23 protein-coding genes and 1 riboswitch are annotated in these 24,062 nt (G+C 63.2%); of the genes, 7 read left to right on the top strand and 16 right to left on the bottom strand.

Annotated features, from left to right (window positions below):
• The first annotated feature begins 138 nt into the window (after positions 1-138).
• Positions 139-1,236 (top strand): linear amide C-N hydrolase, encoded by a 1,098-nt coding sequence (locus FF124_RS06585; protein ID WP_138747690.1) that lies wholly within the window; start codon positions 139-141, stop codon positions 1,234-1,236.
• A gap of 49 nt (positions 1,237-1,285) precedes the next feature.
• On the opposite strand, the gene FF124_RS06590 is transcribed toward FF124_RS06585, so the two are convergent.
• The gene (locus FF124_RS06590; protein WP_138747691.1) at positions 1,286-1,732 is read right to left on the bottom strand and encodes a Crp/Fnr family transcriptional regulator; all 447 of its coding nucleotides are present in this window, start codon (positions 1,730-1,732) and stop codon (positions 1,286-1,288) included.
• Positions 1,733-1,782: 50 nt separating this feature from the next.
• Positions 1,783-2,466 (bottom strand): response regulator transcription factor, encoded by a 684-nt coding sequence (locus tag FF124_RS06595; protein WP_138747692.1) that lies wholly within the window; start codon positions 2,464-2,466, stop codon positions 1,783-1,785.
• A 136-nt stretch (positions 2,467-2,602) separates the two neighbouring features.
• On the opposite strand from FF124_RS06595, the gene FF124_RS06600 reads away from it, so the two are divergent.
• Entirely contained in the window at positions 2,603-3,154 is a 552-nt protein-coding gene (locus FF124_RS06600) for a L,D-transpeptidase family protein (RefSeq protein ID WP_246072222.1), read from the top strand.
• Positions 3,155-3,363: 209 nt separating this feature from the next.
• Here FF124_RS06600 and FF124_RS06605 read toward each other — a convergent pair whose 3' ends face one another.
• From FF124_RS06605 to FF124_RS06625, 5 genes are all read right to left on the bottom strand, one after another.
• A complete protein-coding gene (locus FF124_RS06605) occupies positions 3,364-4,623 on the bottom strand; it encodes an AI-2E family transporter (protein ID WP_138747694.1) in 1,260 nt (419 codons plus the stop codon).
• 58 nt (positions 4,624-4,681) lie between these two features.
• Entirely contained in the window at positions 4,682-5,242 is a 561-nt protein-coding gene (locus tag FF124_RS06610) for a gamma-glutamylcyclotransferase family protein (RefSeq protein ID WP_187326838.1), read from the bottom strand.
• Positions 5,242-7,068 carry an ABC-F family ATP-binding cassette domain-containing protein gene (locus FF124_RS06615; protein ID WP_138747696.1) on the bottom strand — a complete coding sequence of 609 codons (1,827 nt, stop codon included), beginning with the start codon at positions 7,066-7,068 and terminating at the stop codon, positions 5,242-5,244. The genes FF124_RS06610 and FF124_RS06615 overlap by 1 nt, the downstream gene beginning before the upstream one ends.
• A gap of 3 nt (positions 7,069-7,071) precedes the next feature.
• Entirely contained in the window at positions 7,072-7,734 is a 663-nt protein-coding gene (locus FF124_RS06620; RefSeq protein ID WP_138747697.1) for a thiamine diphosphokinase, read from the bottom strand.
• A 63-nt stretch (positions 7,735-7,797) separates the two neighbouring features.
• A complete protein-coding gene (locus FF124_RS06625) occupies positions 7,798-8,349 on the bottom strand; it encodes a MarR family winged helix-turn-helix transcriptional regulator (protein WP_138747698.1) in 552 nt (183 codons plus the stop codon).
• A gap of 95 nt (positions 8,350-8,444) precedes the next feature.
• Between FF124_RS06625 and FF124_RS06630 the strand changes: the two genes are divergently transcribed.
• On the top strand, positions 8,445-9,983 hold the full coding sequence (locus FF124_RS06630; protein WP_138747699.1) for an MDR family MFS transporter: 1,539 nt from the start codon (positions 8,445-8,447) through the stop codon (positions 9,981-9,983).
• Positions 9,984-9,989: 6 nt separating this feature from the next.
• Here the strand turns inward: FF124_RS06630 and FF124_RS06635 are convergent, their stop codons facing one another.
• From FF124_RS06635 to FF124_RS06650, 5 genes are all read right to left on the bottom strand, one after another.
• The gene (locus FF124_RS06635; RefSeq protein WP_187326839.1) at positions 9,990-11,171 is read right to left on the bottom strand and encodes an OpgC family protein; all 1,182 of its coding nucleotides are present in this window, start codon (positions 11,169-11,171) and stop codon (positions 9,990-9,992) included.
• Between the two features lie 32 nt (positions 11,172-11,203).
• On the bottom strand, positions 11,204-13,030 hold the full coding sequence (mdoH, locus tag FF124_RS06640; RefSeq protein ID WP_138747701.1) for a glucans biosynthesis glucosyltransferase MdoH: 1,827 nt from the start codon (positions 13,028-13,030) through the stop codon (positions 11,204-11,206).
• 60 nt (positions 13,031-13,090) lie between these two features.
• Positions 13,091-13,240 carry a hypothetical protein gene (locus FF124_RS20515; RefSeq protein WP_187326840.1) on the bottom strand — a complete coding sequence of 50 codons (150 nt, stop codon included), beginning with the start codon at positions 13,238-13,240 and terminating at the stop codon, positions 13,091-13,093.
• Positions 13,241-13,253: 13 nt separating this feature from the next.
• Entirely contained in the window at positions 13,254-14,873 is a 1,620-nt protein-coding gene (locus FF124_RS06645; protein WP_138747702.1) for an OpgD/OpgG family glucan biosynthesis protein, read from the bottom strand.
• Between the two features lie 400 nt (positions 14,874-15,273).
• On the bottom strand, positions 15,274-15,711 hold the full coding sequence (locus FF124_RS06650) for an FKBP-type peptidyl-prolyl cis-trans isomerase (RefSeq protein ID WP_138747703.1): 438 nt from the start codon (positions 15,709-15,711) through the stop codon (positions 15,274-15,276).
• A 266-nt stretch (positions 15,712-15,977) separates the two neighbouring features.
• Positions 15,978-16,094: riboswitch (TPP riboswitch) on the top strand.
• Positions 16,095-16,141: 47 nt separating this feature from the next.
• On the opposite strand from FF124_RS06650, the gene thiB reads away from it, so the two are divergent.
• The 4 genes from thiB (at position 16,142) to FF124_RS06670 (ending at position 21,059) form a co-directional block, all read left to right on the top strand.
• Positions 16,142-17,155, top strand: a complete 1,014-nt coding sequence (gene thiB / locus FF124_RS06655) for a thiamine ABC transporter substrate binding subunit (RefSeq protein WP_138747704.1) — start codon at positions 16,142-16,144, stop codon at positions 17,153-17,155.
• A gap of 19 nt (positions 17,156-17,174) precedes the next feature.
• Positions 17,175-18,815, top strand: coding sequence for a thiamine/thiamine pyrophosphate ABC transporter permease (gene thiP, locus FF124_RS06660; RefSeq protein ID WP_187326841.1), 1,641 nt, complete (start codon positions 17,175-17,177; stop codon positions 18,813-18,815).
• Complete coding sequence (locus FF124_RS06665; protein ID WP_138747705.1) at positions 18,812-19,465, top strand: thiamine ABC transporter ATP-binding protein; 654 nt, start codon at positions 18,812-18,814, stop codon at positions 19,463-19,465. The genes thiP and FF124_RS06665 overlap by 4 nt, the downstream gene beginning before the upstream one ends.
• Positions 19,466-19,565: 100 nt before the next feature.
• Positions 19,566-21,059 (top strand): M48 family metalloprotease, encoded by a 1,494-nt coding sequence (locus tag FF124_RS06670; RefSeq protein WP_138747706.1) that lies wholly within the window; start codon positions 19,566-19,568, stop codon positions 21,057-21,059.
• 10 nt (positions 21,060-21,069) lie between these two features.
• Here FF124_RS06670 and FF124_RS06675 read toward each other — a convergent pair whose 3' ends face one another.
• From FF124_RS06675 to FF124_RS06690, 4 genes are all read right to left on the bottom strand, one after another.
• A complete protein-coding gene (locus FF124_RS06675; RefSeq protein ID WP_138747707.1) occupies positions 21,070-21,933 on the bottom strand; it encodes an RNA polymerase factor sigma-32 in 864 nt (287 codons plus the stop codon).
• 244 nt (positions 21,934-22,177) lie between these two features.
• Positions 22,178-22,750, bottom strand: a complete 573-nt coding sequence (locus FF124_RS06680; RefSeq protein ID WP_138747708.1) for a CarD family transcriptional regulator — start codon at positions 22,748-22,750, stop codon at positions 22,178-22,180.
• 420 nt (positions 22,751-23,170) lie between these two features.
• On the bottom strand, positions 23,171-23,509 hold the full coding sequence (gene fdxA, locus FF124_RS06685; RefSeq protein WP_138747709.1) for a ferredoxin FdxA: 339 nt from the start codon (positions 23,507-23,509) through the stop codon (positions 23,171-23,173).
• A gap of 158 nt (positions 23,510-23,667) precedes the next feature.
• Entirely contained in the window at positions 23,668-24,060 is a 393-nt protein-coding gene (locus FF124_RS06690; RefSeq protein WP_138747710.1) for an RNA-binding S4 domain-containing protein, read from the bottom strand.
• Positions 24,061-24,062 lie beyond the last annotated feature (2 nt).

Consider the following 24,062-nt stretch of genomic DNA (forward strand, 5'->3'; position numbering starts at 1 on the left):
ATCGCATACCGATGGGCATCTGTCTGTCGGCAAGATCGCCATGCCGAAAATTTACCTCACCGGAAATTTCGAGACCTTGCGCCTGCGTGAGCCGCACAATACGCTGCGTCCAACAGAGAAAAAGCAGCGAGGTCATTCATGTGCACGTCTCTCCTCTACACCGACCTGTCCGGCTCCGTCTTTGCCGGCAGAACGCTGGAACTGCCTGTGGAACTGCCCTATTTCGCAGCCTTTCTGCCCAAGGGAACACCGCTTGCCTCCAGAGCCGGAGAGCACGCGCCGCTGACCTATGAGAGCGTCTATGATGTCTTCGGCATCGTCGTTCCGAACGGCAATGCGCAAGACCTCAAGGTCGTCGAGGGACTGAACGAGGCGGGGCTCAATTTCTCGCTGCTCGCCTTCGCCGATACGCACGGTCCGGACGATACGGAAGCAAAAGACACGCCGGTGCTGTCGGCGATCGATCTCGGCGCATGGATGCTGGCGCAGTTTTCAACCGTGGCGGAGGTGAAGGACGCACTGGAGAAGCAGGCGGTTCTGGTCGATCCGCTGGAAGCGCTCGGCGGCGTGGTGCCGCCCTTTCACTATACGGTGCATGACAAGAGCGGCGCGTCGATCGTCATCGAGTTCTTCGACGGAAAGCGGCACATCTTCGACAACCCGCTCGGCGTGATGACCAACAGCCCGCGCTTCGACTGGCACCTGACCAATCTCAACAACTACACCCATCTCAGCAATGTCGATCATTCGAGCGCAACATTCCTGGGCAAGGATTTCATCCAGCCCGATTCCGGCATCGCCACGGTGACGCTTCCGGGCTCCGACACCGCCGTCGACCGTTTCGTGCGCGCCGTTTACTACGCCCAGTTTTCCGAAAAGGTCGACGGTTCCGAGGCTGCGCTTCGCCAGCTCGGCCATGTGATGAACAAGTTCGACCGACCGAAGGGCGCGTCCGTCTATTCCAGCGCCAAGGCGAGCGCGCTGACGGAATCGGCGACCAAGCTGACCGGCGGCGCGGCGGCCGAAAAGCCGGACTTCATCACCGAATACACGTCCTGGATCACGCTGATCGACCTTGCGGGCGGTAAGCTGATGCTGCGCACCTATGGAAGCCTCGGCTATGTTTCCTTCGATCTTGCCGCGCTGAAGGAAGGGGCGGCCGGCCCGAAGCTCGTGCCGCTCGAGGCCTTCAGTCAGGGCAGCGTCGATGCGGACACGGTGATGCTTTCGCACTGAGAGCCGGTCGGCGCTCCGGGTTCGCACCGAAGGGCGAGCCCGCCTCCGCTTAGAAATCCGAAAGCCGCGTCTTCACGGCGGAAAGCGCGCTGACCATTTCGGCGAAGTTGCGGCGGAGCCGACGGTCCATTTCGCTGGCGATGTCGGGATATTCCTCGATCAGGCGCAGGAACTGGTCGCGCCGGATGAGGAGGATGTCGGCAGGTTCTGCGGCGATGGCGCGGACGCGGTGCGGCACGGAGCTGATCAGGGCGGCTTCCGCAAGCAGGCTGCCGGCGCCGGCAATGCCGGCCGAACGCCCGCCAGCCTCAAGCGTCAGCGTTCCGCTTTCGACCAGGTAGGCGCCGAGACTTTCGGCATCTTCCTCGAAGAGCATCTGCCCCGTCTCGCAGGAAAGCCGCGTTACGGTGAAGGCGATCAGGCGCAGCTGGTCGACGGAAAAACCGGAAAAAAGCTCGGTCCGGCGGATCGTCTCGATATCGCGCGACAGTGCCATAACTTGATCTCCCCGAGCCGCTCTCCCCTGCGGCCCGCCAAAAGGGCCGGTCAGGGCACCAGCTTGTAGCCGCCGTTTTCAGTCACGAGGATCCGCGCATTGGACGGGTCTTCCTCGATCTTCTGGCGCAGCCTGTAGACATGGGTTTCCAGCGTATGGGTGGTGACGCCGGAATTGTAACCCCAGACCTCTTCCAGAAGCATGTCGCGGGTTACCACTTTCTGGCCGGCGCGGTAAAGATAGCGGATGATTGCCGCTTCCTTTTCCGTCAGCCTGATCTTCTTGTTGCCGGCCCCGGTGAAGAGCTTCTGCCCCGGCTTGAACACGTAGGGCCCGACATTGAAGGTCGCGTCCTCGCTCTGTTCGTGCTGGCGCAATTGCGCGCGGATGCGGGCAAGCAGCACGGCAAAGCGGAACGGCTTGGTGACGTAATCATTGGCGCCCGCCTCAAGCCCCAGGATCGTGTCGCTGTCGGTGTCGTGGCCGGTCAGCATGATGATCGGCGCCTTGAACCCGTTCTTGCGGGCCATCTTGACCGCCTCGCGCCCGTCCATGTCCGGCAGGCCGACATCCATGATCAGCAGGTCGACCTGTTCTTCCTTGAGCATTTTCAGTGATCGGGCGGCGCAATCGGCCGAAAGGATGGCGAATTCGTCGTAGAGCTCCAGCTGCTCGACAAGCGTTTCGCGCAAATCCTGGTCGTCATCGACCAGAAGGATCGTCCTCTCCGTCATGCACTCGGCCCTCTCGTGTCATTATGCGCCATTCGCTCTCCCGCATGGCGTGATCCGTCAATATCGATATTGCGGCAGGCTATCGCCGGGCGTAGTCCTATGAAACTATATGATTTCACGCACAAAGCAAAAAAAAGTGAAGAAACCCATCAAAACGCGCCGCAGCAACGGGACAGTCATCGCCGTGCGCCGCGCGCCGGGCGGACCCAACCGCGCGATCCTCGCCTTCGGGCCGCTGCGCTTTCCCGCAGCCATCGGCCGCGGCGGCATTTCGACGCGCAAACGGGAAGGCGATGGCGCAACGCCGCTTGCCATCATGCCACTGGCCGGCGGCCTTGTCCGCGACCGCCTGCCGATTCCGCCGCAAAGCCCGCTCGGCCTTCGCCGGATCAGGCCCGATGACGGCTGGTGCGACGCGCCGTCCGACCCGAACTACAACCGTGCCGTCCGCCTGCCCTTTTCCGCAAGCCACGAGCGGCTGAGGCGTGACGACGGCATCTACGATATCGTCATCATTCTCGACTGGAACATGAGACGGCGTATCAAAGGGCGGGGTTCCGCCGTGTTCTTCCACCTTGCGCGGCCAGGCTTCGAACCGACGGCCGGCTGCGTCGCCATTGCACCTTCGGCCATGCGCGTGCTTCTGCCGCATCTGAAACGCGGCATGCGACTGGCCGTCCTCGGCTGAGGCCTAGAGCCCTTCAGGCTTAAATGGAATCCGTTCTGTTTGCCCAAACCGGCAAGGGCGTGTTCCAGTCGGTTCAGCGCGTCAAGCGCGCTGAACTGGGCGACATGAATTTGCCGCAGAACGCTCCCATTTAAGCCTGAAGGGCTCTAACTTATTGAATCTACGCATCGTTCTTTTCGGAAATCGATTCCGATTTTCGAGCCGATGCGCTAGCGCATCGTTCCTTCCGGCGGGGCGGCCGCTTCCGCTGACCCGGCATAGGCGCCGGGGCGGGGAACATGCTCGGGCTCGCCGGCCGGCGGATCGCCCGCTGGCGGAGCGACCTCGGCGTTGGGATTGGCGGCTTCCGGCGCCGTGCCGGAGGCTTCCAGCACCCATTCGCGCCAGATCGCCACAATCAGCGCCATCAGAACCGGCCCGACGAACAGGCCGATCAGCCCCATCGTCTTCACCCCGCCGACAAGGCCGAAGAAGGTCGGCAGGAAAGGCAGCTTGATCGGCCCGCCGACCAGACGCGGCCGCAGGGTCTTGTCGACGATGAAGAGCTCGATCGTGCCCCAGGCCATCAGCGCGATCCCGTGGACCGGCGTACCGCGCGCGATCAGATAGCCCGAGATCAGGGTGAAGGTCAGCGGCGCCCCGCCCGGCACCATGGCCATCACCGCCGTCAGAAGGCCGAAGGAGACGAAGTTCGGCACGCCGGCAAGATAATAGGCCGTGCCCAGCACGATGCCCTCGCCCATGGCAATCAGCGTCATGCCGGTAACCGTCGAGGAAATCGTCGCCGGGACGACGCGGGAGATGCGGTACCAGCGGTCGGGAAACAGCCGCTCGCCGAGCACATCGAGCTGAGCTGCAAACTTGTCGCCGTCCTTATAAAGGAAGAACAGCGCGATCAGCATGAACAGCGCTGAAAGCAGCAGGCCGAACACCCGGCCGCCGACAAACAGCGCGGTGCGGTAGATGCTGCCGATATTCTCGCCGCTGACAGCCTGGATCAGCTGGCCGATATCCCCGGGCTGGCCGAGATATTCCCGCCATTTGGTGGCAATCCATTCGCCGACGACCGGCAGGTTGAAGATCCAGTCCGGCACCGGCGCACCGACCCTGTTCGCTTCCGCCGCCCAGGCAATCCAGGCTTCGAGCTCGCGCGACATGTAGATCACGGCGAAGATGATCGGCAGGATCAGGAAGAGAAGGATGAGGAGAATGGCGATCGTTGCCGAAAGCGTGCGGCGGTTGCCGAGGCGTCGGTTGAGGTCCCGGAAAACCGGCTGCGAGGCAAAGGCGATGATGAGAGCCGCCAGAACGGGCACGAGAAAGCCATGGAAGAAATAGACGGCGGCGATCGCCACGCCGAGAAGCAGCCAGCGGGCGGCGGTGACCGACGGGATCAGCGGCGCGCGGCCAACGGAGGCCTGGCCAATCCAGCGTTGCATTCTGTGGTCCTTTTGCGGTGCTTCCGGCATTCTTGCTTTCGCTTTCACACGGGGCGGCTGCCGTCTATCAGACGGCGCGGCGTCCTATTTAGGGGGTTCGCGGCCTTGCTTGCAAGCACGCCTCGGTTGCCTGGGATGAGAGGATGTCGAGCGCTTCGCAACGCGCGGCGCGGCCTGCCTGCGGGTCGGCAAGAGCGGCAATGCCCTCAAGCCGCGCGATATATTCCTCCGGCAGGCCATTCTGCCGCGCCCCGGCGATGATCAGGGCATGATACCAGTCGAAGGGTAAAAGCCCGGATGCGCGGAAGGCAGGCGGCGCCATATAGGTGAATGCCGTGACAGGCGCTCCGCCAGCCATCGGCCTGACCACGCAATCCTCGACCCGGTCATACCCCTTGCCGCGCCCCTCGAACCCGTCGAGCAGGTCGCAATCGCCGGGCTCGAGCGAAAACAGCACGCCAAAAACGCGCGCGCCGGGCGTCGCCCAAATCGTCGCCTTGCCGGAACCGTCGCGCCCCGGCTTGGCAAAGTCGAGCGCGTGATCTTCAAGAACGGCCGGACCAAGGGCGCGCGCGGAAGGGCAGCGGCGCAAAAGTCGTTCGCCAAGCATATTGGAGCCATAGGCGAAATAGATGCGCCCTTCCGGCATCAGCCCTCCAATTCCTCCCTGAGCACTTCCAGTTCCAGCCATTCCTCTTCCTTGGCGGCAAGATCCGCCCTCAGGCCCTCAAGCTTGCCTGCCGCCTTGTTGAAGCCTTCGGGGTCGCGCTGGAAGAAGGCGGGATCGGCCATCTTCTCCTCCAGCGTCGCGATCTGGGCCTCGAGCTTTTCCATCTCCTTCGGCAGGTTTTCGAGCGCAAATTTCTGCTTGAAGGAGAGTTTTCCCTTGTTCTTCGCCGGCCGCTCGGCCGATCCCTTTTCGTCCTGCGCGGCCTGTTTCTCCCGCTTTTCCTGGGCCTTCGCCTCCGCAGCCGCCCCTTTCCGCTGGGCCAGCATATCGGAATAGCCGCCGGCATATTCGAGCCAGGCGCCATCGGGTGCCAGCGGATTGGCAGGCGCGATGGTCGAGGTCACGGTTCGGTCGAGAAAATCACGGTCATGCGAAACCAGAATGACACTGCCCTTGAAGCCGGCGACGATCTCCTGCAACAGGTCGAGCGTCTCGATATCGAGATCATTGGTCGGCTCGTCGAGGATCAGGAGGTTTGACGGCTTGGCCAGAATGCGGGCCAGCATCAGCCGCGCGCGCTCGCCGCCGGAAAGATTGCGGATCGGGGTGCGCGCCTGTTCGGGCTGGAACAGGAAATCCTTCATGTAGCCGGTCACATGACGCTGTTCGCCGTTGACCAGCAGCGTGTCGCCGCGCCCGTCGGTGAGGTAATGGGAAAGCGTGTCGTCGGGATCGAGGTCTTCGCGCTTCTGGTCGATAACGGCGATCTCGAGATTGACGCCGAGGCGGACAAAGCCGCTGTCGGGCGCCAGTTCGCCGGTCAGGAGCTTCAACAGCGTCGTCTTGCCCGCCCCGTTGGGGCCGACAAGGCCGATCCTGTCGCCACGCGCCACCCTCAATGAGAACGGCTTGACGATCTGGCGCTCGCCGAAGGATTTGGTGATGTCCTCGGCCTCGATCACCAGCTTGCCGCTGTCCCTGGCTTCGGTAACCGTCGCGTTCACCGTGCCCTGCGGCCCGCGATGGCCGCGATGACGGGCGCGCATGTCGTGCAGCTCGCCGAGCCGGCGCATATTGCGTTTGCGCCTGGCGGTAACGCCGTAGCGCAGCCAGTGCTCCTCGCGCACGATGGCGCGGGCCAGCTTGTACTGTTCGGCTTCTTCCTCCTCCAGCACCTTGTCGCGCCATTCCTCAAAGGCGGCGAAGCCCTGGTCCATGCGTCGCGCCGTGCCGCGATCGAGCCAGACCGTGGCCGTGGAGATGTTTTCCAGAAACCGCCGGTCATGCGAGATCAGCACCAGCGCCGAACGGGTGGCGGCAAGCTCGCCTTCCAGCCATTCAATGGTGTTGAGATCGAGATGGTTGGTGGGCTCATCGAGAAGCAGGATATCGGGCTCGGGCGCGAGAACGCGCGCAAGCGCGGCGCGGCGCGCCTCGCCGCCGGACAGCGTCTTCGGATCGGCCTTCGGATCGACGCCCAGATGCTCCATCATATAGTCGGCGCGATAGTGCGCGTCTCCCGGCGCAAGCCCTTCCGCTACATAGTCTTCCACCGTGGCATAGGTTGAAAAATCCGGGGCCTGTTCGAGATAGCGGATGGTGACCGACGGATGACGGAAGATTTCGCCCGACTGCGGCTCGACCAGACCGGCGGCGATCTTCAGCAACGTCGACTTGCCGGACCCGTTGCGGCCGACAAGGCAGATGCGGTCTCCCGGCTCGACCTGCAGGCCGGCGCCGGACAGGAGCGGCGTGCCGCCGAAGCTCAGATGAATGTCGTCCAGTTTCAATATCGGAGGCGCCATGCCTCAAACTCCCGAAAAATCATGAGGACGGAAGATGACGATGCCGCGGCCGCTTTTCAACCCGAAGCGGACGGGACCGTCGCCATTGCCTGCCTTGTTCGACACCGTACGCGGCAGGCCGAAGGGGGCCTCGAAATCATCCAGCGGATAGACGGCATTTTCGATCGAAAGCCCGAAGAGGTCGGAAATGCCGAGCACGGAAAACAGCGCGCCGGCCGGCATGTCGATTTCGCTTGCGCCCGGAAGGAGCGGCCGCGCCTCTTCCTCGCCCGAGGTCAGCACCATGTCGTAGCCGGCTTCGGCCAGGCGGACGGCGAGGAGCAGGTTCATCAAACCATGGTCGGTGCGTTCGCCCTGCAGCGCCCCGGCCATGATGATCCGCGCCGCGCCCCGGGCGATCGCCTCCTCAGTCGCGATCGCGCCGTCTGTCGCGTTCTTGGCCGGCGGGAAGCTCTTGCGCTCGATATCCGGAAACCGTTCGATGAGCGCCGCATCGGTGGAATCGAAATCGCCGACCCAGACTTCCGGCGACACGCCGAGCGCTTCGGCATGCACCATGCCGCCATCGGCGGCGATGACGCGGCTGCCGCCGACAAGCCGTCTGACGCGATCGTCCACGGCAAGCGCGCCGCCCAGGAGAAGGGTGAAGGTTTCTGCTGCTTTCATGGGCTAAGGCCATATCGAATGTCACGGCCAAACAAAAGCGGATTCAGGCAAGGGCCGCCGGTTTCAGCCGGCCGAACGGGCCTTCGGTGCGTCGACGGCATCGCGCTCGTCCTCACCGGCATGTTCGCTGATGAAATCTTCGATGCCGCAGACAAAGCGTTCATACAGCCTGGAGAAGGCATCGAGTTCCTCCGCCGACCAGCTTTCCGTGACGCTTTCGATGAGGCCGCGCTTGACCGCATGAATCTCGTCCAGAAGCTTGGAGCCCCTGGCGGTGATGACGAGGATCGAGCGGCGGGCGTCGCTCTGGCAGACACGCCGTTCAAGCACGTTCTGGGCGACGAGCTCGGCGACGATGCGGCTTGCGCGCGAGGGATCGATGCGCATGCCCTCGGCAACCGCGCCGATCGTGGCCTTGGCCGGCGGCTCGACGCGGGAGACGACATCAAGCACATCGAGATGGGTGATCTCCAGCGCCGGCGCGACTCTCGCGATGGCGAGCCGGCCGAGAATGCGCCGCCGCGTCATCAGCCGGTTGCGCGTCATCGCGCCCGAAATCCGGTCCATGGCATCATTGTCGGCGTTGTCACGCGTTTGGGTGCTGCTGTTCGTCATGTCTTTTTCTATACCCGATTTCCTGCCAACTTGAAATATGCCAAAGGCAATTCAGTGTTATTGACATATATTTGCTTTTATCACATATTTGCACAATGACAAACAACTCGTCCCGCGCCGATCAGCCTTTCGTTTCGCTGGTCGAAAATCCCCGCCTGCGGATCGTCGCCTTTCTGTTTCTTCTGATGGCGATGTTCCTGGCAACGCTCGACAACCAGATCGTCTCCACCGCCCTGCCGACGATCGTCGGCGAGTTCGGCGCGGTCGAGCGCTTCGGTTGGGTGGCCTCGGCCTATCTGCTCGCCTCCTGCGCCGTGATGCCGCTTTACGGCAAGCTTGGCGACCTTATCGGGCGAAAATATGTGCTGATGGCCGCGATCGTGATCTTTCTCATCGGTTCGCTGACCTGCGGACTGGCCGTTTCGATGAACACGCTGATTGCCGCGCGCGCCCTTCAGGGCTTTGGCGGCGGAGGGCTGATGGTCTCGATCTTCGCGCTCAACGCCGACCTGTTTTCGCCGCGCGAACGGCCGAAATACCAGAGTTATGCAAGCCTGGTGATCATGACCTCCGGGGCGCTCGGGCCGCTTCTCGGCGGCACGATGACGGCGGCCTTCGGCTGGCGTTCGATCTTCCTCATCAACCTGCCGCTTGCCCTCATCGTCCTTGGCGGCCTGTTCTTCCTGCTCCCCAACCGAAAGCCGAACCGTCAACCGAAGATCGACTTTGCCGGCGCAATCCTCCTTGCCGTCGCGGTCACGTCCATCGTGCTCTGGAGCGACTCGAGCGAGATCTTCGGATCGCTCGTTGCACCCGCGAGCCTGGGCGTGGTGGCAGTCGCGCTTGTCTGCGGCTTTGCCTTCGTGCTGGCCGAACGCCGCGCGCCGGAGCCGATCATTCCGCTGTCGCTCCTTGCCAACCCCACGGTTGCCCTGCTGATCTTCATCTCGATCGCCAGCGGCGCGGTCGCCATCGGCATGGTCAACTATCTCGCGCTCTATCTGCAGACCGTCTACGGCCTTTCGCCGACGACCGCCGGCCTGTTCTTCATCCCGATCACCTCGGGCATCGTCATCGGCTCGATCGGCAGCGGGCGGCTGATGTCGATGACCGGGCGCTACAAGCCCTATGCCATCATGGGTCTGGCGCTCTCGACGCTCTGTTTCACGCTGCTGGCGCTCTACAGCCGTGAAGCGCCGCTTTATGCCATTGCCGTCATAATGGGGCTTCAGGGAATCGGCGTCGGCCTCGGCCAGCAGGTGCCGGTGCTCGGCGTGCAGAACGCGGCGCGCGGCGGCGATGTCGGGGCTGCGACCGGCACCGTCACGCTGTCGCGCATGATCGGTGCTGCAACCGCGATCTCCATCTATGGCGCGCTTCTCGCCCGTGGTCTCGACCAATCCCCGCCAGTGCCGGGCGCAGGCCCGCTTGCCGACCTGACGCCAGTCGCCATTCACGACCTCACGGGCCCCGCCCATGCGGCCGCCATTGCCGGCTATGGCGACACCTTTTCCGCCATCTTCACCTTCGCCGCCTGCCTCGCTTTCGCCGGCCTCATCGCCGCCATCAGCCTGAAGCCGGTGGCGCTCGGCGCAGCGCACCACGGGCCGGGCGCAGTCAAATCGCCGGCCTGACCGGTTCTACCGGTTGGCCTTGCGCGGCGGCGTGATGACGAGGTTTTCCAAGGCCCGCCGCTCTTCGCTCTCGCCTGCCTGATCGGGGGAGACAAGCCGGCCGGCCCGCTGCAACGCATAGCGGGCGGCGCAATACTGGACCACCAGCCCGGCTGCAAGCAGCAACGTATCTTCAAGAAGCCCCGTCGGATAAACCGTGCGGAAAATCTGCAGGGCGAAGGCGATCAGCGACCCCGTGACGAAGGTGACAAGGCTTGCCCGTCCCATGATGTTGACCGGATGAAACACGGGCGTTTCGAAAAAACGCCGAAAGCCGGGCAGGTAGATGACGATATAGGCCAGCGCCAGAATATGGGCGATGCGCGGCAGTCCGAGCGTTTCCTTGCTGGTATCGGCAATGACGGCCGGCGTCAGGCCCGCAGGCCAGGGGAATTCGTAGTGGCCGGTCAGCCGCCACCAGGCGGAATAGGCGACAAAGGCAACGGCAGCGGCATAAAGAACGGGCGAAAACGGCACCAGCGCCCTGCCCCGGCGCGCCGTCATCCCCACGGCAAGGCCGATCGCAAACAGCAGGATCCAGCAGAAGGGATTGAAGTACCAGGCCCAGTCGCCCGGATGGGCCGGCATTTTCAGCCCGCTCCAGCGCCCGGCAAGCCAGATCGCGGCGCTGACGACGAGCATCGGCGCGACGCTTTTGCGCCCGAGCCACAACAGGCCGGGCACGGCGGCAAACAGCACCACGTAGAGCGGCAGGATGTTGAAATAGCTGACCTGATAGGAGAGCGTGAAGATGCCGATGGCGGTGGCGAAAGGCTGTCGCCATGCCCAGTCGACGCCGTTCACCGCGCCGAATTCGAACAGGTCTAAGGCAAAGACGGCCGGCAGGGTCATCGCGAGAGCCAGCACGGTGGAGAGCACATGGGCGCCATAGATCGTCAGCGCCCGCCGCCAGATCGCTCTGGCGGTGCTCATCATCGCGCCGGCGAAGCGGTGGCTATAGGCAAGCCCGGCCGAGATGCCGGAGATCAGCACGAAGGCCTCGGCCGCATCGGAAAAGCCGATCATGCGGATGGTGTAGAACGAATACAGGTTCTCCGGCACATGATCGATGAAGATCATGATCAGGGCCAGGCCTCTCAGCACGTCGAGGCGCGGATCGCGACGGCTTCTCTCCGACGGTACGCGCACGACGGCGTGCGCTCCTCCCTCTTTCAAATCCATTATCCCCGAGCGGCCGAAAAGGCGGGTTCGGCCTTGCCCGTTTGCGGGTCCTCCGCAAAACCCTCGCGCGCCGCATCTTCCTCGGCAAGCGGGTGATGCCAGCGCGCCAGCACCGCATCGCGCAACTGCATGACCGCAGGGCGCTCGCGCTCCTCGGGCGTCAAAAGCAGGCCGCAGCGCGCGGCAATGCGCCCGCTTGCCGGCGAGGAACTGGCGGCGATCAGCAGCGGCGAAAGCATTTGCGGCACGGCGATCGGCGTCAGCCACCAGAACAGCGCCGGCGCGAGCACGAAGGCGCCCGCCAGCATGACGATGCCGGTCAGGACAATCCACCAACTTGCCTTGAAGGCTTCCCGATAGCCGATCGTCTGCCCCTCGCGGTCGGAGGACGGCCAGCCGCCATCCATGCCGAAGATGATCTGCATCACCGAGCGGCTCTGATACATCAGCGTGATCGGCGCCAGGATCGACGACCAGATGATTTCCGCGAGCGTCGAGGTGAACACCGCGAGGAAACCGCCGAAACGGCGCGCCTCGCCGGTGAGGCCGGAACGCAGCGCGATCAACAATTTCGGGCCGATCAGCAAACCGCCGACGCCGACGAGCAACGTCACCGCGAGCGCAGTCTCCGCGCGCGGAAAGATCGCCGGCAGATAGGGGCTCGGGAAATATTCCGGCGGCGGGGCGAAGAGCGGCGCCACGATCGAGGCGGCGATGAAGGCCATCCACAGCGGCGAGCTGACATAGGCCATCACGCCCTGCACGAAAGTGAAACGGTTCCAGCCCTTCAGCCCCGGCGCATGGACGAGGCGGATATGCTGGAGATTGCCCTGGCACCAGCGGCGGTCGCGCTTGGCATAGTCGATGACGTTCTGCGGCCCCTCCTCGAAGGAGCCCTCCAGATCGGCATCGACGCGGACGATCCAGCCTTTGCGCGCCAGAAGCGCCGCCTCGACATAATCATGACTGAGGATGTGGCCGCCAAAGGGCGGCGCGCCGGTCAGCGCCGGCAGGCCGCAGCTTTCTGCAAAGGCAACCGTGCGCACCATGGCGTTATGGCCCCAGAACGGGCCTTCATGCCCCTGCATGCGCGCGAGCCCCCGTGTGAAGATCGGCGAGAACAGGCCGGCGGAAAACTGCAGCGCGCGGGCAAACCATGAGCGGGCGGCGACGATTTTCGGCAGGGTCTGCAACAGACCGAGCTTCGGTTGCGCCTCCATGCGGCGCAGCATCTCGACAATCGTCTGGCCTTCCATCAGGCTGTCGGCATCCAGGATCAGCATATAGGGGTAGCGGGCGCCGTGGCGGCGAACGAAATCACCGATATTGCCGGCTTTCTTGCCGGAATTGTCGGTGCGGCGACGGTAGAACACCTCCATCGGCGGCGCGACCTCGGCGTGAAGCCTGAGAAACCATTCTTCTTCCTCGGCCGCGATCTCCGGATCGCGGGTATCCGACAGGATGGCAATGTCGAATAGATCGGCGTGCCCTGTCGCCTGAAGGCTTTCGGCCATGGCGGCGGCAGATGAAAAGGTCGCGCGCGGATCCTCGTTATAGACCGGGATCAGGATGGCGGTGCGGGCGGCATGCCCGCCCTCCGACAGCTTGGCACGCGGCGGCGTCCTGATCGGCGCGCCGAACAGGCCGCCAAGCGCCAGCGATGCGCCCCATGCGATCCACGCGGCCGTGGCCGCGCAAAGCGCGATCCTGACGAAATCCACCCAGTCGGTGCCATCGGCGAAGAACACATCCATCGCCAGCCGCGAGGCGACCGCCGCCACGAAAGCCGCAAACAGAATGGAAATGGTTCGCCTGAGAGCCAGCATCGCTCATCCTCGCATTGACGCCGGCGCCGGAAACCCGTGCTGGCCTTTCGGTTCGGACCCTTATCCCTTGGAAAGCGATCGCGCCGCGCGCGGACGCTGCCGGACAAGGACCGGCGACAGCAGAAACGCGACCAGGCCCTGGCGACGCGGACGCTCGATCATCTGGTCGGGCATCGGCAAGGGCGCCGTTTCCGGGAGGAACCGGGTCATATCCTTGTTTCCGTCACTCTGGCTGGTCATCGCCTCTTCTCCATTGATAAAGCCATACTTCACTCAAATCGCGGCTGCCGTCGGAGAGCGCCCCGACCAGTTCCACCGGGGCATCGCCGGCCGGGCGGACATCGATGGCAAGCCGCCAGACGCCTTCGCCCCTGATGGCCGAAACCGTCGAATGGACGATTTCGCCATTGGTAATGTGCAGGCGCTCCTGAAGTTCCGAACCGCCGCCGAGATCATCGAGCGCGCCGCCGGCGAAATCGACGACCAGCTTGCGCACGTCATCGTCGCCCTCAGTTCCTGATACGCCGCCTTCGCCGCTTCGGATGTCGACAACGCGCGCTATGCGGGCCTGGTCTTCCTCGATCGCCCCCCAGGTCAGGCGATATGCGTATTCGGCCGAACCGCCGGCCTTGGCGGGTGCATCCGGCTGCCAGAAGGCCACGATATTGTCGTTGACCTCCTTGTCGGTCGGGATCTCGACCAGCGAGATCGAGCCCTTGCCCCAGTTGCCGAGCGGTTCGACCAGCAGCGACGGCCGGCGCTCATAATGGGCTTCGGCATCCTGGTAATCCTCGAAATCCCGATGACGCTGGTAAAGACCGAAGGCGCGCGGATCGGTCTCGGTGAAGAAGGAATTGGCGAGCTTCTTCGCGTTTTGAAGGTTGCGCCACAATTCGGTTCCGTCCGCACGCACGATCTTCAGGCCCTCGCTGTCGTGGACGCGTTCCCGGTAGTCGTCGAAGGCGTGGTGATTGGCCGGCCCGAACAGGAACATGGACGTCATGGGGGCAACGCCGAGGCGGGCGATATCGTTCCGGAAAAAAAGCCGCGCCGTGACATCCATGCGGGTGTTCTTGCCGGGCGTGATCACGAACCGGTAGGCGCCGGTCACACTCGGGCCGTCGAGTTCGGCGAAGACGGTGATCTTCTCGCCCTCGGCTGCCGGCCGGACGATGTAGAAGGCGGAAAAGCGCGGAAATTCCTCGCCCTCGTTCGTCGCGGTGTTGATCGCAAGCCCGCGCGCGGAAAGTCCGTAGAGATTGCCCTGGCCGAGCGCGCGAAAATAGGACGAGCCGAGAAAGGAGATCAGCTCGTCGGAAACATCGGGCCGGTTCAGCGGATAGTTGATGCGAAAGCCAGCAACGCCGGGCAGTTCGATATCCTTGAACTGTTCGACATCAAGCGGCGCGCGGTAGATGAAATCATTGGCGGAGAACGCCAGTTTCTCGGCCTTGCCGTTGGCGACCTCGTAGAGTTCGACCGGCGTCTTGAACAACCAGCCAAGCGAAAAGGCCTGCAGCTGGAAATCCGACTGGTCGCGCCAGATCGCCTTGTTGGGATCGTAGCGGACCGCGCGATAGTCATCGTAATGGAGCGCATCGAAAGGTGCGGGAACATTCTGGGCCGGTTCCTGATAGGGCTTGGCCGCGCGCGCCTTCATCCTGGCCGTCAGCGTATCGAAGGTGAAGGCATCGGGCTGCGGCGTTTCGGCCTTAACGGCCTCGTTCTGATCCGGGACCTTGGCAGGCTCGACGGCCGCATCCTGCCCGAATGCGCGCCCTGCAATGCCGGAAAAGGCCAGCGCGCCGACTGCCGTTTGCGCCAGAAAAACACGTCTCTTCATTCAAATTCCCGTCGGTTGAAAAAAGAAGGTTCCCGAATGTTGCACGACAGCAGAATCTATGCCGCGCCATCTTCTTTGAAAAAGCCTGCTCCAGTCGAGAAGTCGCGCGAAAGTTGCCTTTCTGGTATGCGAGGCCAAGTCCGTAACGACACAACGCCGCTTCGGTTCCACGCCCAGATAAAAACAAATGCAAATTTCCATGCGATTGCAGACAGGTCCCGTTGTTACGCGCACCAAAAGGGGCTGGAACGCCGCGTTGCATTCCAGCCCCATTTATAAGGCAGCCATTCAACCAAAGAATGGCAAGATCATGGCAATTCGCCTTCTTCGCGCCGCAATATTTTCGACCGTCCCGAGGACGACGTCAAGATGGCGGCGCTGCCGAAAAACGCCTTTTTTATCAGGCGGCTTTCACGATTTCGACGAGTTCGATCGCAAAGTTCAGATCCTGGCCGGCGAGCGGATGATTGGCATCGACGGTGACCTGCTCTTCCTCGACCTTGGTGACGATCAGCGGCACGGTCTGGCCATCGGGCGTGCGGGCCTGAAGCTGCATGCCGGGCGCCACATCGACCTCGGCCGGCATGGCCGAACGCGGCACGACCTGAACCTTCTGCGGATCATGCGGCCCATAGGCCTCGTCGGAGGAAACCTGAACCTGACGGCTGTCGCCAACATTCATGCCTGCAATCTCACGATCAAGGCCGGGAATGATCTGACCGGCGCCGACAGTGAATTCCAGCGGATCGCGACCGTCAGAGGAATCGAAGGTCGAACCGTCGTTGAGCGTTCCGGTATAGTGAATACGAACGGTGTCCCCGCTCTTTGCTTCTGCCATTTCGTGTGCTCCTTCCTTGAACACCGAGCGCGACGGCGAAAGACAGGCAAAGGCCCGACCCACGCCGGAGCGCCGTTTCTCTTTCCTGAAGCGCGGGCGAGGCCTTCGCTTTCGCGCTTGCAGAGGATTGAGCCGACACACTTTCCTGCATGACGACTGGCGGGCACATCCGGAAAATCCGAATGTGCCTCATACCTAGTCACTTTCGCTTGTTTTTTCAAATGCGCGAGCCCTTGAAATCAAGGCAGGCCCGCGATAGGTGTCGTGAAGCTCTAACGGGGTGCGGAACGCGAGATTCTTGCGTCAACCGCTGAGAGGTCAACAGCCAACCCGAGGAACCTGATCCGGTTAACACCGGCGGAGGGATTAGACGCGTGAACCAGAAGACGCCCTTTTCCCTTTTTGATTGCGACAGCACGAAGGAGGCGTCATGTCAGCCCACCATATGAAAATCGCGATTGCGGCACTGGCATTCGGTGCAGCCGGCAGCGCCCATGCCCAGGATGGCAAGGTACTGACCGTCTATACCTATGAAAGCTTCAACACCGAATGGGGCCCCGGGCCCCTGGTGAAGGACGCCTTCGAGGCCCAATGCGGCTGCACCGTCAAATTCGTCGGCGCGGAAGACGGCGTCGCGCTGTTGAACCGGCTGAAGCTTGAGGGCCGCTCGAGCCCCGCCGATATCGTGCTCGGTCTCGACAACAATCTGATTCACGAAGCGAAGGAGACGGGACTTTTTGCCGCATCCGGCGTTTCCACCCAGAACCTCGACATTCCCGGCGGCTTCGACGACGAGATTTTCGTGCCCTTCGACTACGGCTATTTCGACATCGTCTACGACAGTGAGAGCATCGCCACACCGCCGACCACGCTCGATGCGCTCGTCAACGGACCGGAAGACGAAAAGATCGTGATCGAGGATCCGCGCACATCGACCCCCGGCCTCGGCATGCTCTTGTGGATGAAGGCAGTCTACGGCGACGAGGCAGCGGCAAAGTGGGAGACGCTGTCGAAACGCATCCTGACGGTCGCGCCCGGCTGGTCGGAGGCCTATGGTCTCTTCACCAGCGGCGAGGCGCCGATGGTTCTGTCCTATACCACCTCGCCCGCCTATCACGAGATTGCCGAAAAGACCGACCGTTACAAGGCCGCCGATATCGAAGACGGGCTCTATATCCAGATCGAGGTCGCCGGCATGACGACGATGGCCGATGATCCGGCGCTGGCGCAATCCTTCCTTGAATTCATCCTGACGCCCGGTTTTCAGGATGCAATCCCGACGCATAACTGGATGATGCCCGTGGCCGCCACCTCCGATCCGCTGCCTGCGGCATTCCAGAACGCGGTCACGCCGGACAAGACCCTGCAGTTTGCGCCCGATGTGGTGGCGGAAAACCGCCAGGCCTGGATCGACGAATGGCTGAACGCCATGAGCGCGCGGTGACGGCGTCGGGATAACAGAAGTGTATCTGTCAGGAACGGAGTTCCGCCGCAGCCTTTCCGTCGGCCTTATCGCCCTCCTCGCCGTCCTCGGCTTCATTGCCGTGGCAGTGGCGGCGCTTGCCGGGTTCGGACGGCTCGCCGACGCGGCGGCGGTTCTTCACGAGCCCTATGTCTGGCGCATCCTGCGCTTCACGCTCTATCAGGCGTTTCTGTCGACGCTCATCTCAGTCGCTCTGGCCATTCCCGTGGCGCTTGCCATGGCGAGGCGTCCGCATTTTCCCGGTCGCATCTGGATCGTCCGGCTGATGGCCGTGCCGCTCGGACTGCCCGTACTGATCGGAGCGCTCGGGATTATCGGCATATGGGGACGACAGGGCCTGTTCAACGATGCGCTTGATCTTGCGACGCTCGGCCGGCCGCTGCAGATCTACGGCCTGCAGGGCATCCTCATCGCGCATGTCTATTTCAACCTGCCGCTTGCCGCCCGCCTCGTTCTGGCGGGGCTCGAACGGGTGCCGCAGGAATATTTCAAGACGGCGGCGATGCTCGCCATGCCGCAGCGCACCGTGTTTCGCCTGATCGAATGGCCGGTGATCGCGCCGCTGATCGCGGGCGTGGCCGGCCTCATCTTCATGCTGTGCGCCACATCCTTCACACTGGTGCTGATCCTTGGCGGCGGGCCGGCGGCGACCACGATCGAGGTCGCGATCTACCAGGCGCTGCGGTTTGATTTCAATCCCGCCCGCGCCGTTGCTCTTTCCGGCCTGCAGATCTCGCTGACGGCGCTGGTGCTGGCAGCACTCGCCTTCCTGCCGCGCGCCGGCGACCCCGGCACAAGCGCCAGCAGCGAGCCGGGCCGGCGACCGGACGCAGACCATCGCGCATCACGCGGCATGGATTTCGCGCTGATCGCGCTGTTCACCCTCTGGCTGCTCCTGCCGCTCGCCGTCATCGTGGTGAAGGGCGCAGGCGCGGACCTTCTCGGGCTTCTCGTCGAACCGGTCTTCCTCAGGGCAACGGCCACAAGCCTTGCCATAGCCCTGTCGGCGGCGCTGGCCTCGCTTGGCGTGGCGCTTTCCTTCATTACGGCCATCGGGGCAATCCGGGCATTGAGGGAGCCCGGCCCCTTCTTTCGCGGCAGCGCCGGCGCCATGTCGGCCATGGGTTCGCTTGTGCTTCTGGTGCCGCCCATCGTGCTTGGCACCGGCTGGTTTCTGCTTCTGCGCCCCTTCGGGCTGACAGATGCCGCCGCTCCCTTGATCGTCGCCGCGATCAACGCGCTGATGGCGCTGCCGTTCGTGTTGCGCGTGCTGCAGCCGGCCTTTGCCGTCCATCGGTCCCGCACGGCACGGCTCGCCGCAAGCCTCGGGCTTTCCGGCTTTGCCCGCCTCAGAATCGTCGATTGGCCGGGGCTCAAAAGACCGGTTCTGACGGCGCTTGCCTTTGCCATGGCGCTGTCGCTCGGCGATCTCGGCGCGGTCGCCCTGTTCGGCGGCGACCAACTGACCACCTTGCCATGGCTGCTCTACAGCAGGCTCGGCAGCTATCGCACCGACGATGCCATCGGGCTGGCGCTGATCCTGGGGGCGCTCTGCCTGATCCTGATGATTGCCGGCACCCGCGCGCCGGCGAGCGGAACCCGGGAGGGAAAGACCCCATGACCCAATCGCCTTCAATCATTATGGATGCGGCGGTCCTTTCGCTCGGCGACAAGACCTTCCGTTTCAAAGGCGAGATCGCCGGCGGGCGCGTGACGGCGGTGACCGGCCGCTCCGGCTCCGGCAAGACAACGCTGTTGAACCTGATCGCCGGTTTCGAGAAACCAGACAGCGGCCGCGTCTTGATCGGCGGCGAGACAATGAACGATCTTCATGTGGCCAAACGTCCGGTCACGGTCGTTTTTCAGGAAAACAACCTCTTTTCCCACCTCGACATCTTCACCAATACCGGCCTCGGCGTGAATGCCGGCCTCAGGCTCGACCGCGAAGACCGGATCAGAATCAGCGAGGCGCTTGCCCGCGTCGGCCTTGAAGGCTTTGAACGCCGCATGCCCGCCTCGCTTTCCGGCGGGGAGCGCCAGCGTGCCGCCTTTGCCCGGGCGCTGGTGCGCAATCGCCCGGTCCTGCTGCTTGATGAGCCCTTTGCCGCACTCGACCCTGAGATGCGCGGGGAAATGGGCACACTCCTGCTTGAACTGCACGCGGAAACCGGCAATACCGTGATGATCGTCTCGCACGAGCCCGGCGAGGTCGAGCAGATCGCCGATCATCGCCTTGTCATCGAGAATGAGGCGATTTCGGTGCGCTATTGACCCTTGCGGCCGCGAACGCCAAATATGACAGTGGAAAAGCGGCTTGACGGCCGTCACGAAAATACCGGACAAGGGTCGCGTTTTGACAGGCGCAACAAGCATGAACAACAATCCTGGCCGCCTGAAAACGGACCGACGCCGGACGGGCGGGCGACGCGCTGCGCTCGCCCTTGCCGCCATGCTTGCGCTTTCGGCCTGCACGACGACCGACACCTATTTCATCGTGCCGGATACGGGCGGCAGCGAGCAGACCGTCGAGGCGCTGACCCGCAACGACCCCAATGCCGCCATGGGCGCGCGCGAACATCCGCGCATTCTGGAAACCTATGGCGGGCAATACCGCGATCCGCAGGTGGAAAAACTCGTCGCCCGCATCGCCGGCGCGCTGACGGCGGTTTCGGAAAACCCGCAGCAGACCTATCGCATCACCATTCTCAACTCGCCGAGCATCAACGCCTTCGCGCTGCCCGGCGGCTATCTCTACGTTACCCGCGGACTGCTGGCGCTTGCCAATGACGCCTCCGAGATCGCAGCCGTGCTGTCGCACGAAATGGCGCACGTCACTGCCAATCACGGCATCGAGCGCCAGCGCCGCGAAGAGGCCGAGGCCATTTCCAACGAGGTGATCGCCGAGGTTCTGCCCGATACGCCCGCGGTCGAGCAGATTGCCGCGCGCGGCAAGATGCGGCTTGCCGCCTTCTCGCGCCAGCAGGAGCTCGAGGCGGATGCGATCGGCATCCGCATGCTGGCGGAAGCCGGCTATGACCCGACGGCGGCGGCGCGGTTCCTGCGCTCCATGGCCGCCTTTGCCCAATACGAATCCGCCGGCGCGGAGGATGCGAGCCTCGACTTTCTTTCAAGCCATCCCAATACGCCGCGCCGTGTGCAGCTTGCCGACGAGCAGGCCGCCCTCTATGCGAATGTCGGCGCGAAGGAGGTCGGGCGCGATTATTTCCTGAACGGGATCAACGGCCTGCTCTATGGCAGCAATGCCGATGAAGGCTATATCCGCGACCGGAACTTCTATCATCCAAAGCTTGAGATCGCCTTCGAGGTACCGCCGGGCTTCTCAATGACGGACAAGGCCAATGCCGTGGTGGCGACAGGTCCCAATGATGTCGCGATCCGCTTTGACGGGGTGAAGGCGAAGGGCCGACGCGATCTTCAGGACTATATCCAGAGCGGCTGGGTGACGGGCCTCGTGCCCGGTTCGGTGGAGACCACCAGCGTCAACGGCATGCCGGCTGCCACGGCGCGCGCGGTCGCCGGAGACTGGTCCTTCGACGTGACGGTGATCCATGACGGCAACGAGATCTATCGCCTGCTGACAGCCGCGCCGCGCGGCAGCGGCTATCTGGAGGATATCGCCAGCACGGTGCGGTCGTCCTTCCACAAGATGTCGCCGCAGGAACTGGCCGGTCTGAAGCCGCTGAGGATCAGGATCGTCAAGGTTCAACCTGGCGATACGATGGCGAGCCTCGCCGAAAAAATGATGGGAACGAGCCGCAAGCTTGCGCTGTTCAGGGTGCTTAACGCGCTTGGGCCCGGCGCGACGCTGTCGGCCGGTCAGGACGTGAAAATCGTTTCGCAATAGGCCAAAAGGCTCACGCCGTGACGGCAATCATGCCGCCATCGGTGGTCATCGCCGATTTCAGCTTTTCCAAAGCGCGGGTCTCGATCTGGCGCACCCGTTCCTTGGAGATGCCGAGTTCGGCGCCGAGCTCGGCAAGCGTTGCCCCGTCTTCGGCCAGCTTGCGGGCGCGGATCACCCGGTTTTCGCGCGGCGACAGTTTGGAAAGCGCGCGCTTCAGCCGGGCGCTCAGGCGCTCGCCGTCGATCATTCCGGAGACCTGCTCTTCCGGCAAGGGCTGGTCGCAGACTAGAAGATCGATGCGCTCGGTGCCTTCCTCGCCCTCGCCGCCGACAGGGGCCTGCAGCGAGGCGTCGCTGCCGGAGAGCCTGGCATCCATGACCTGGACATCGGAGACGGCAACGCCGAGGCTCTTCGCGATTTCCTCGTAGATCGACTGGGAGCTCATCTCGCGATCGCGTGCGGCAATCTTGGCGCGCAGGCGGCGGAGCTTGAAGAAAAGCGCCTTCTGGCTGGAGCTCGTGCCGCCGCGAACGATTGACCAATTGCGCAGCACGTAGTCCTGCATCGAGGCGCGCACCCACCAGCTGGCATAGGTGGAGAAACGGACGCCGCGCTCGTGGTCGAACCGGGCTGCCGCTTCCAGAAGGCCGACATAACCTTCCTGGACGAGATCGGATTTGGGAAGGCCGAAGCCGCGAAATTTGCCGGCCATGGCGACCACCAGCCTGAGATGGGCCATGGCGATATCATTGCGCGCGTCGCTGTCATCGCTGCCGCGCCATCGCGCCGCCAGTTCCGTTTCCTGTTCGCGGGTCAGGTAGGGCGCGGCCATTGCTGCGCTGGCTATCCGATGATCCTGTGCGTCGACATTCATGGCACCACTCCCAAAAAAGGCAAGACGATCAAGGCCATGAGCGCCGGAAGGTCCGGTCAGAACCGCAACCGCCCCAGCACTCCTCAACAATTCAAACGCCTCGGGTGCCTGTTTGGTTCAATGTCATCAGTCGGTTTTCGTGCACAAAAACGTGAAGGGCGGCCAAAACGCAAAAATCCGGCCGCCGGGGCCGGATTTTTCTCATTCATCTCTGGGCTTCGGCGAGAGGCCGGGCAGAAAAGCCTCAGGCCGCCTCTTCGCGGGTGTCGTCCTCTTCGTCCGCACCCTTGCCGCGCTTGGGACCCTTGGCAAGGTGGGTCTCGATGAGACGGACAGCCTCGGTTTCCGAAAGCTTGTTGACGGCGGCGATTTCGCGCGCCATGCGGTCAAGCGCTGCTTCGTAAAGCTGACGTTCGGAATAAGACTGCTCGGGCTGGGTGTCGGCGCGGAAAAGATCGCGAACGACTTCGGCAATCGAGATCAGGTCGCCGGAATTGATCTTGGCGTCGTATTCCTGGGCGCGGCGCGACCACATGGTGCGCTTCACGCGGGCCTTGCCCTGCACAACTTTCAAAGCGCGCTCGACGAAATCGGTTTCCGAAAGCTTGCGCATGCCGATGCTCATGGCTTTGGCAACCGGCACCTTCAGGCGCATCTTGTCCTTGTCGAAATCGATGACAAAAAGCTCGAGCTTCATGCCGGCCACTTCCTGCTCCTCGATCGCATTGATCGTGCCAACGCCATGAGCGGGGTAGACGATGGACTCACCGGTCTTGAAACCGTGGCGGCCGGCAGACTTTTTCTGTTGTACTGTCATAGGCTTTTAAAAACTCCCTGTTACGCATCCGGCGGGCGCCGGTCCCGGACATGCATGATCCGGCGGGTGGGACGGATTGGAGGGTCGCACCCACTGTAACCATCAAACGGACAACGAAAAGCGCGACGAATTCCTTGTTTCGAAAGGCATCCGCAGTTCGAATGATTTTGTCGACGCTAGGGTTGATTGCTTTCTTGGGCTATAAGGCAAAAATGCCGTTTTCTGGGTCAGTGACCAGTATATAGCACGTTAAGCAGCAGAAATCAATGAGCCATGCACCCGCGACAAGACGTCGCCGGCGAGAGGGAAGCTTGGCCGAGACCTAACCGAATTGTGCGGCTTCGCCAAGCCCCAAATTGCGCGCGCGCCCAAAAAATCTTGGCAAAGCCGGGGCAGCGCCGCGCGGCCCGCCGGCCGCGCTCAGTCGCCGGCGCCGGGCTTTTCGGAGAAGAACTGCTCGAACTTGTTTTCAACGCCGTCCATGGCATCGGCGTCGGGCAGCGGGTCCTTCTTGATGGTGATGTTCGGCCAGGTTTCCGCATATTCGGCATTGAGTTTCAGCCACTGGTCGAGGCCCGGCTCGGTATCCGGCTTGATCGCCTCGGCCGGGCACTCCGGTTCGCAGACGCCGCAATCGATGCATTCGTCGGGATGGATGACCAGAAAGTTCTCGCCCTCATAGAAACAGTCCACCGGACAAACTTCAACGCAGTCGGTATATTTGCACTTGATGCAGTTATCGGTCACGACATAGGTCATGAAAGGCTCCAGAGATCAGTTTCAGGCCGGTGGGCCACCGGCAGCGCCGGGCAGCAATCGAACCGTGAGGTAACGGCTTTCCGCGCCTGCCGCAAGATGATTTCATTCCAGAAACCGGGCGGCTTCGGGTAGAAGTTTCCAAAGTGCGAAGGAATTGCCTATTCCTCGCCGCGCAGGCGCATCAGCGAGCGGCGCTCCTTCTTGGTCGGACGCCCTGCGCCCGGCACGCGCTGCGCCTGCTCGAAGGCCGTCAGCTTCTCGCGCGCCTCCGGCGGCGGGCTCACATCCTCGTAAAGCTCTTGGGCTTCCGAATAAGGCCCGCGACGATGACCGGGCGCGCGCACGACGAGATGCACGTCCCTTCGCTCAAGGGCGACGACCAGCCTGTCGCCGGGCGCCACATCGACGCTCGGGCGGACGATGCGCGCGCCGTTGAGTTTCACCTGGCCGTCGCGCACCAGCTTCTGCGCCAGCGAACGCGACTTGACGATGCGCGCGAAGAACAGCCATTTGTCGACGCGCTGGCGCTCTGCTGCCTCGCCGTCCGCCATCG

The organism is Martelella lutilitoris, assembly GCF_005924265.1.
In the GTDB taxonomy this organism is placed as follows: Bacteria; Pseudomonadota; Alphaproteobacteria; order Rhizobiales; family Rhizobiaceae; genus Martelella; species Martelella lutilitoris.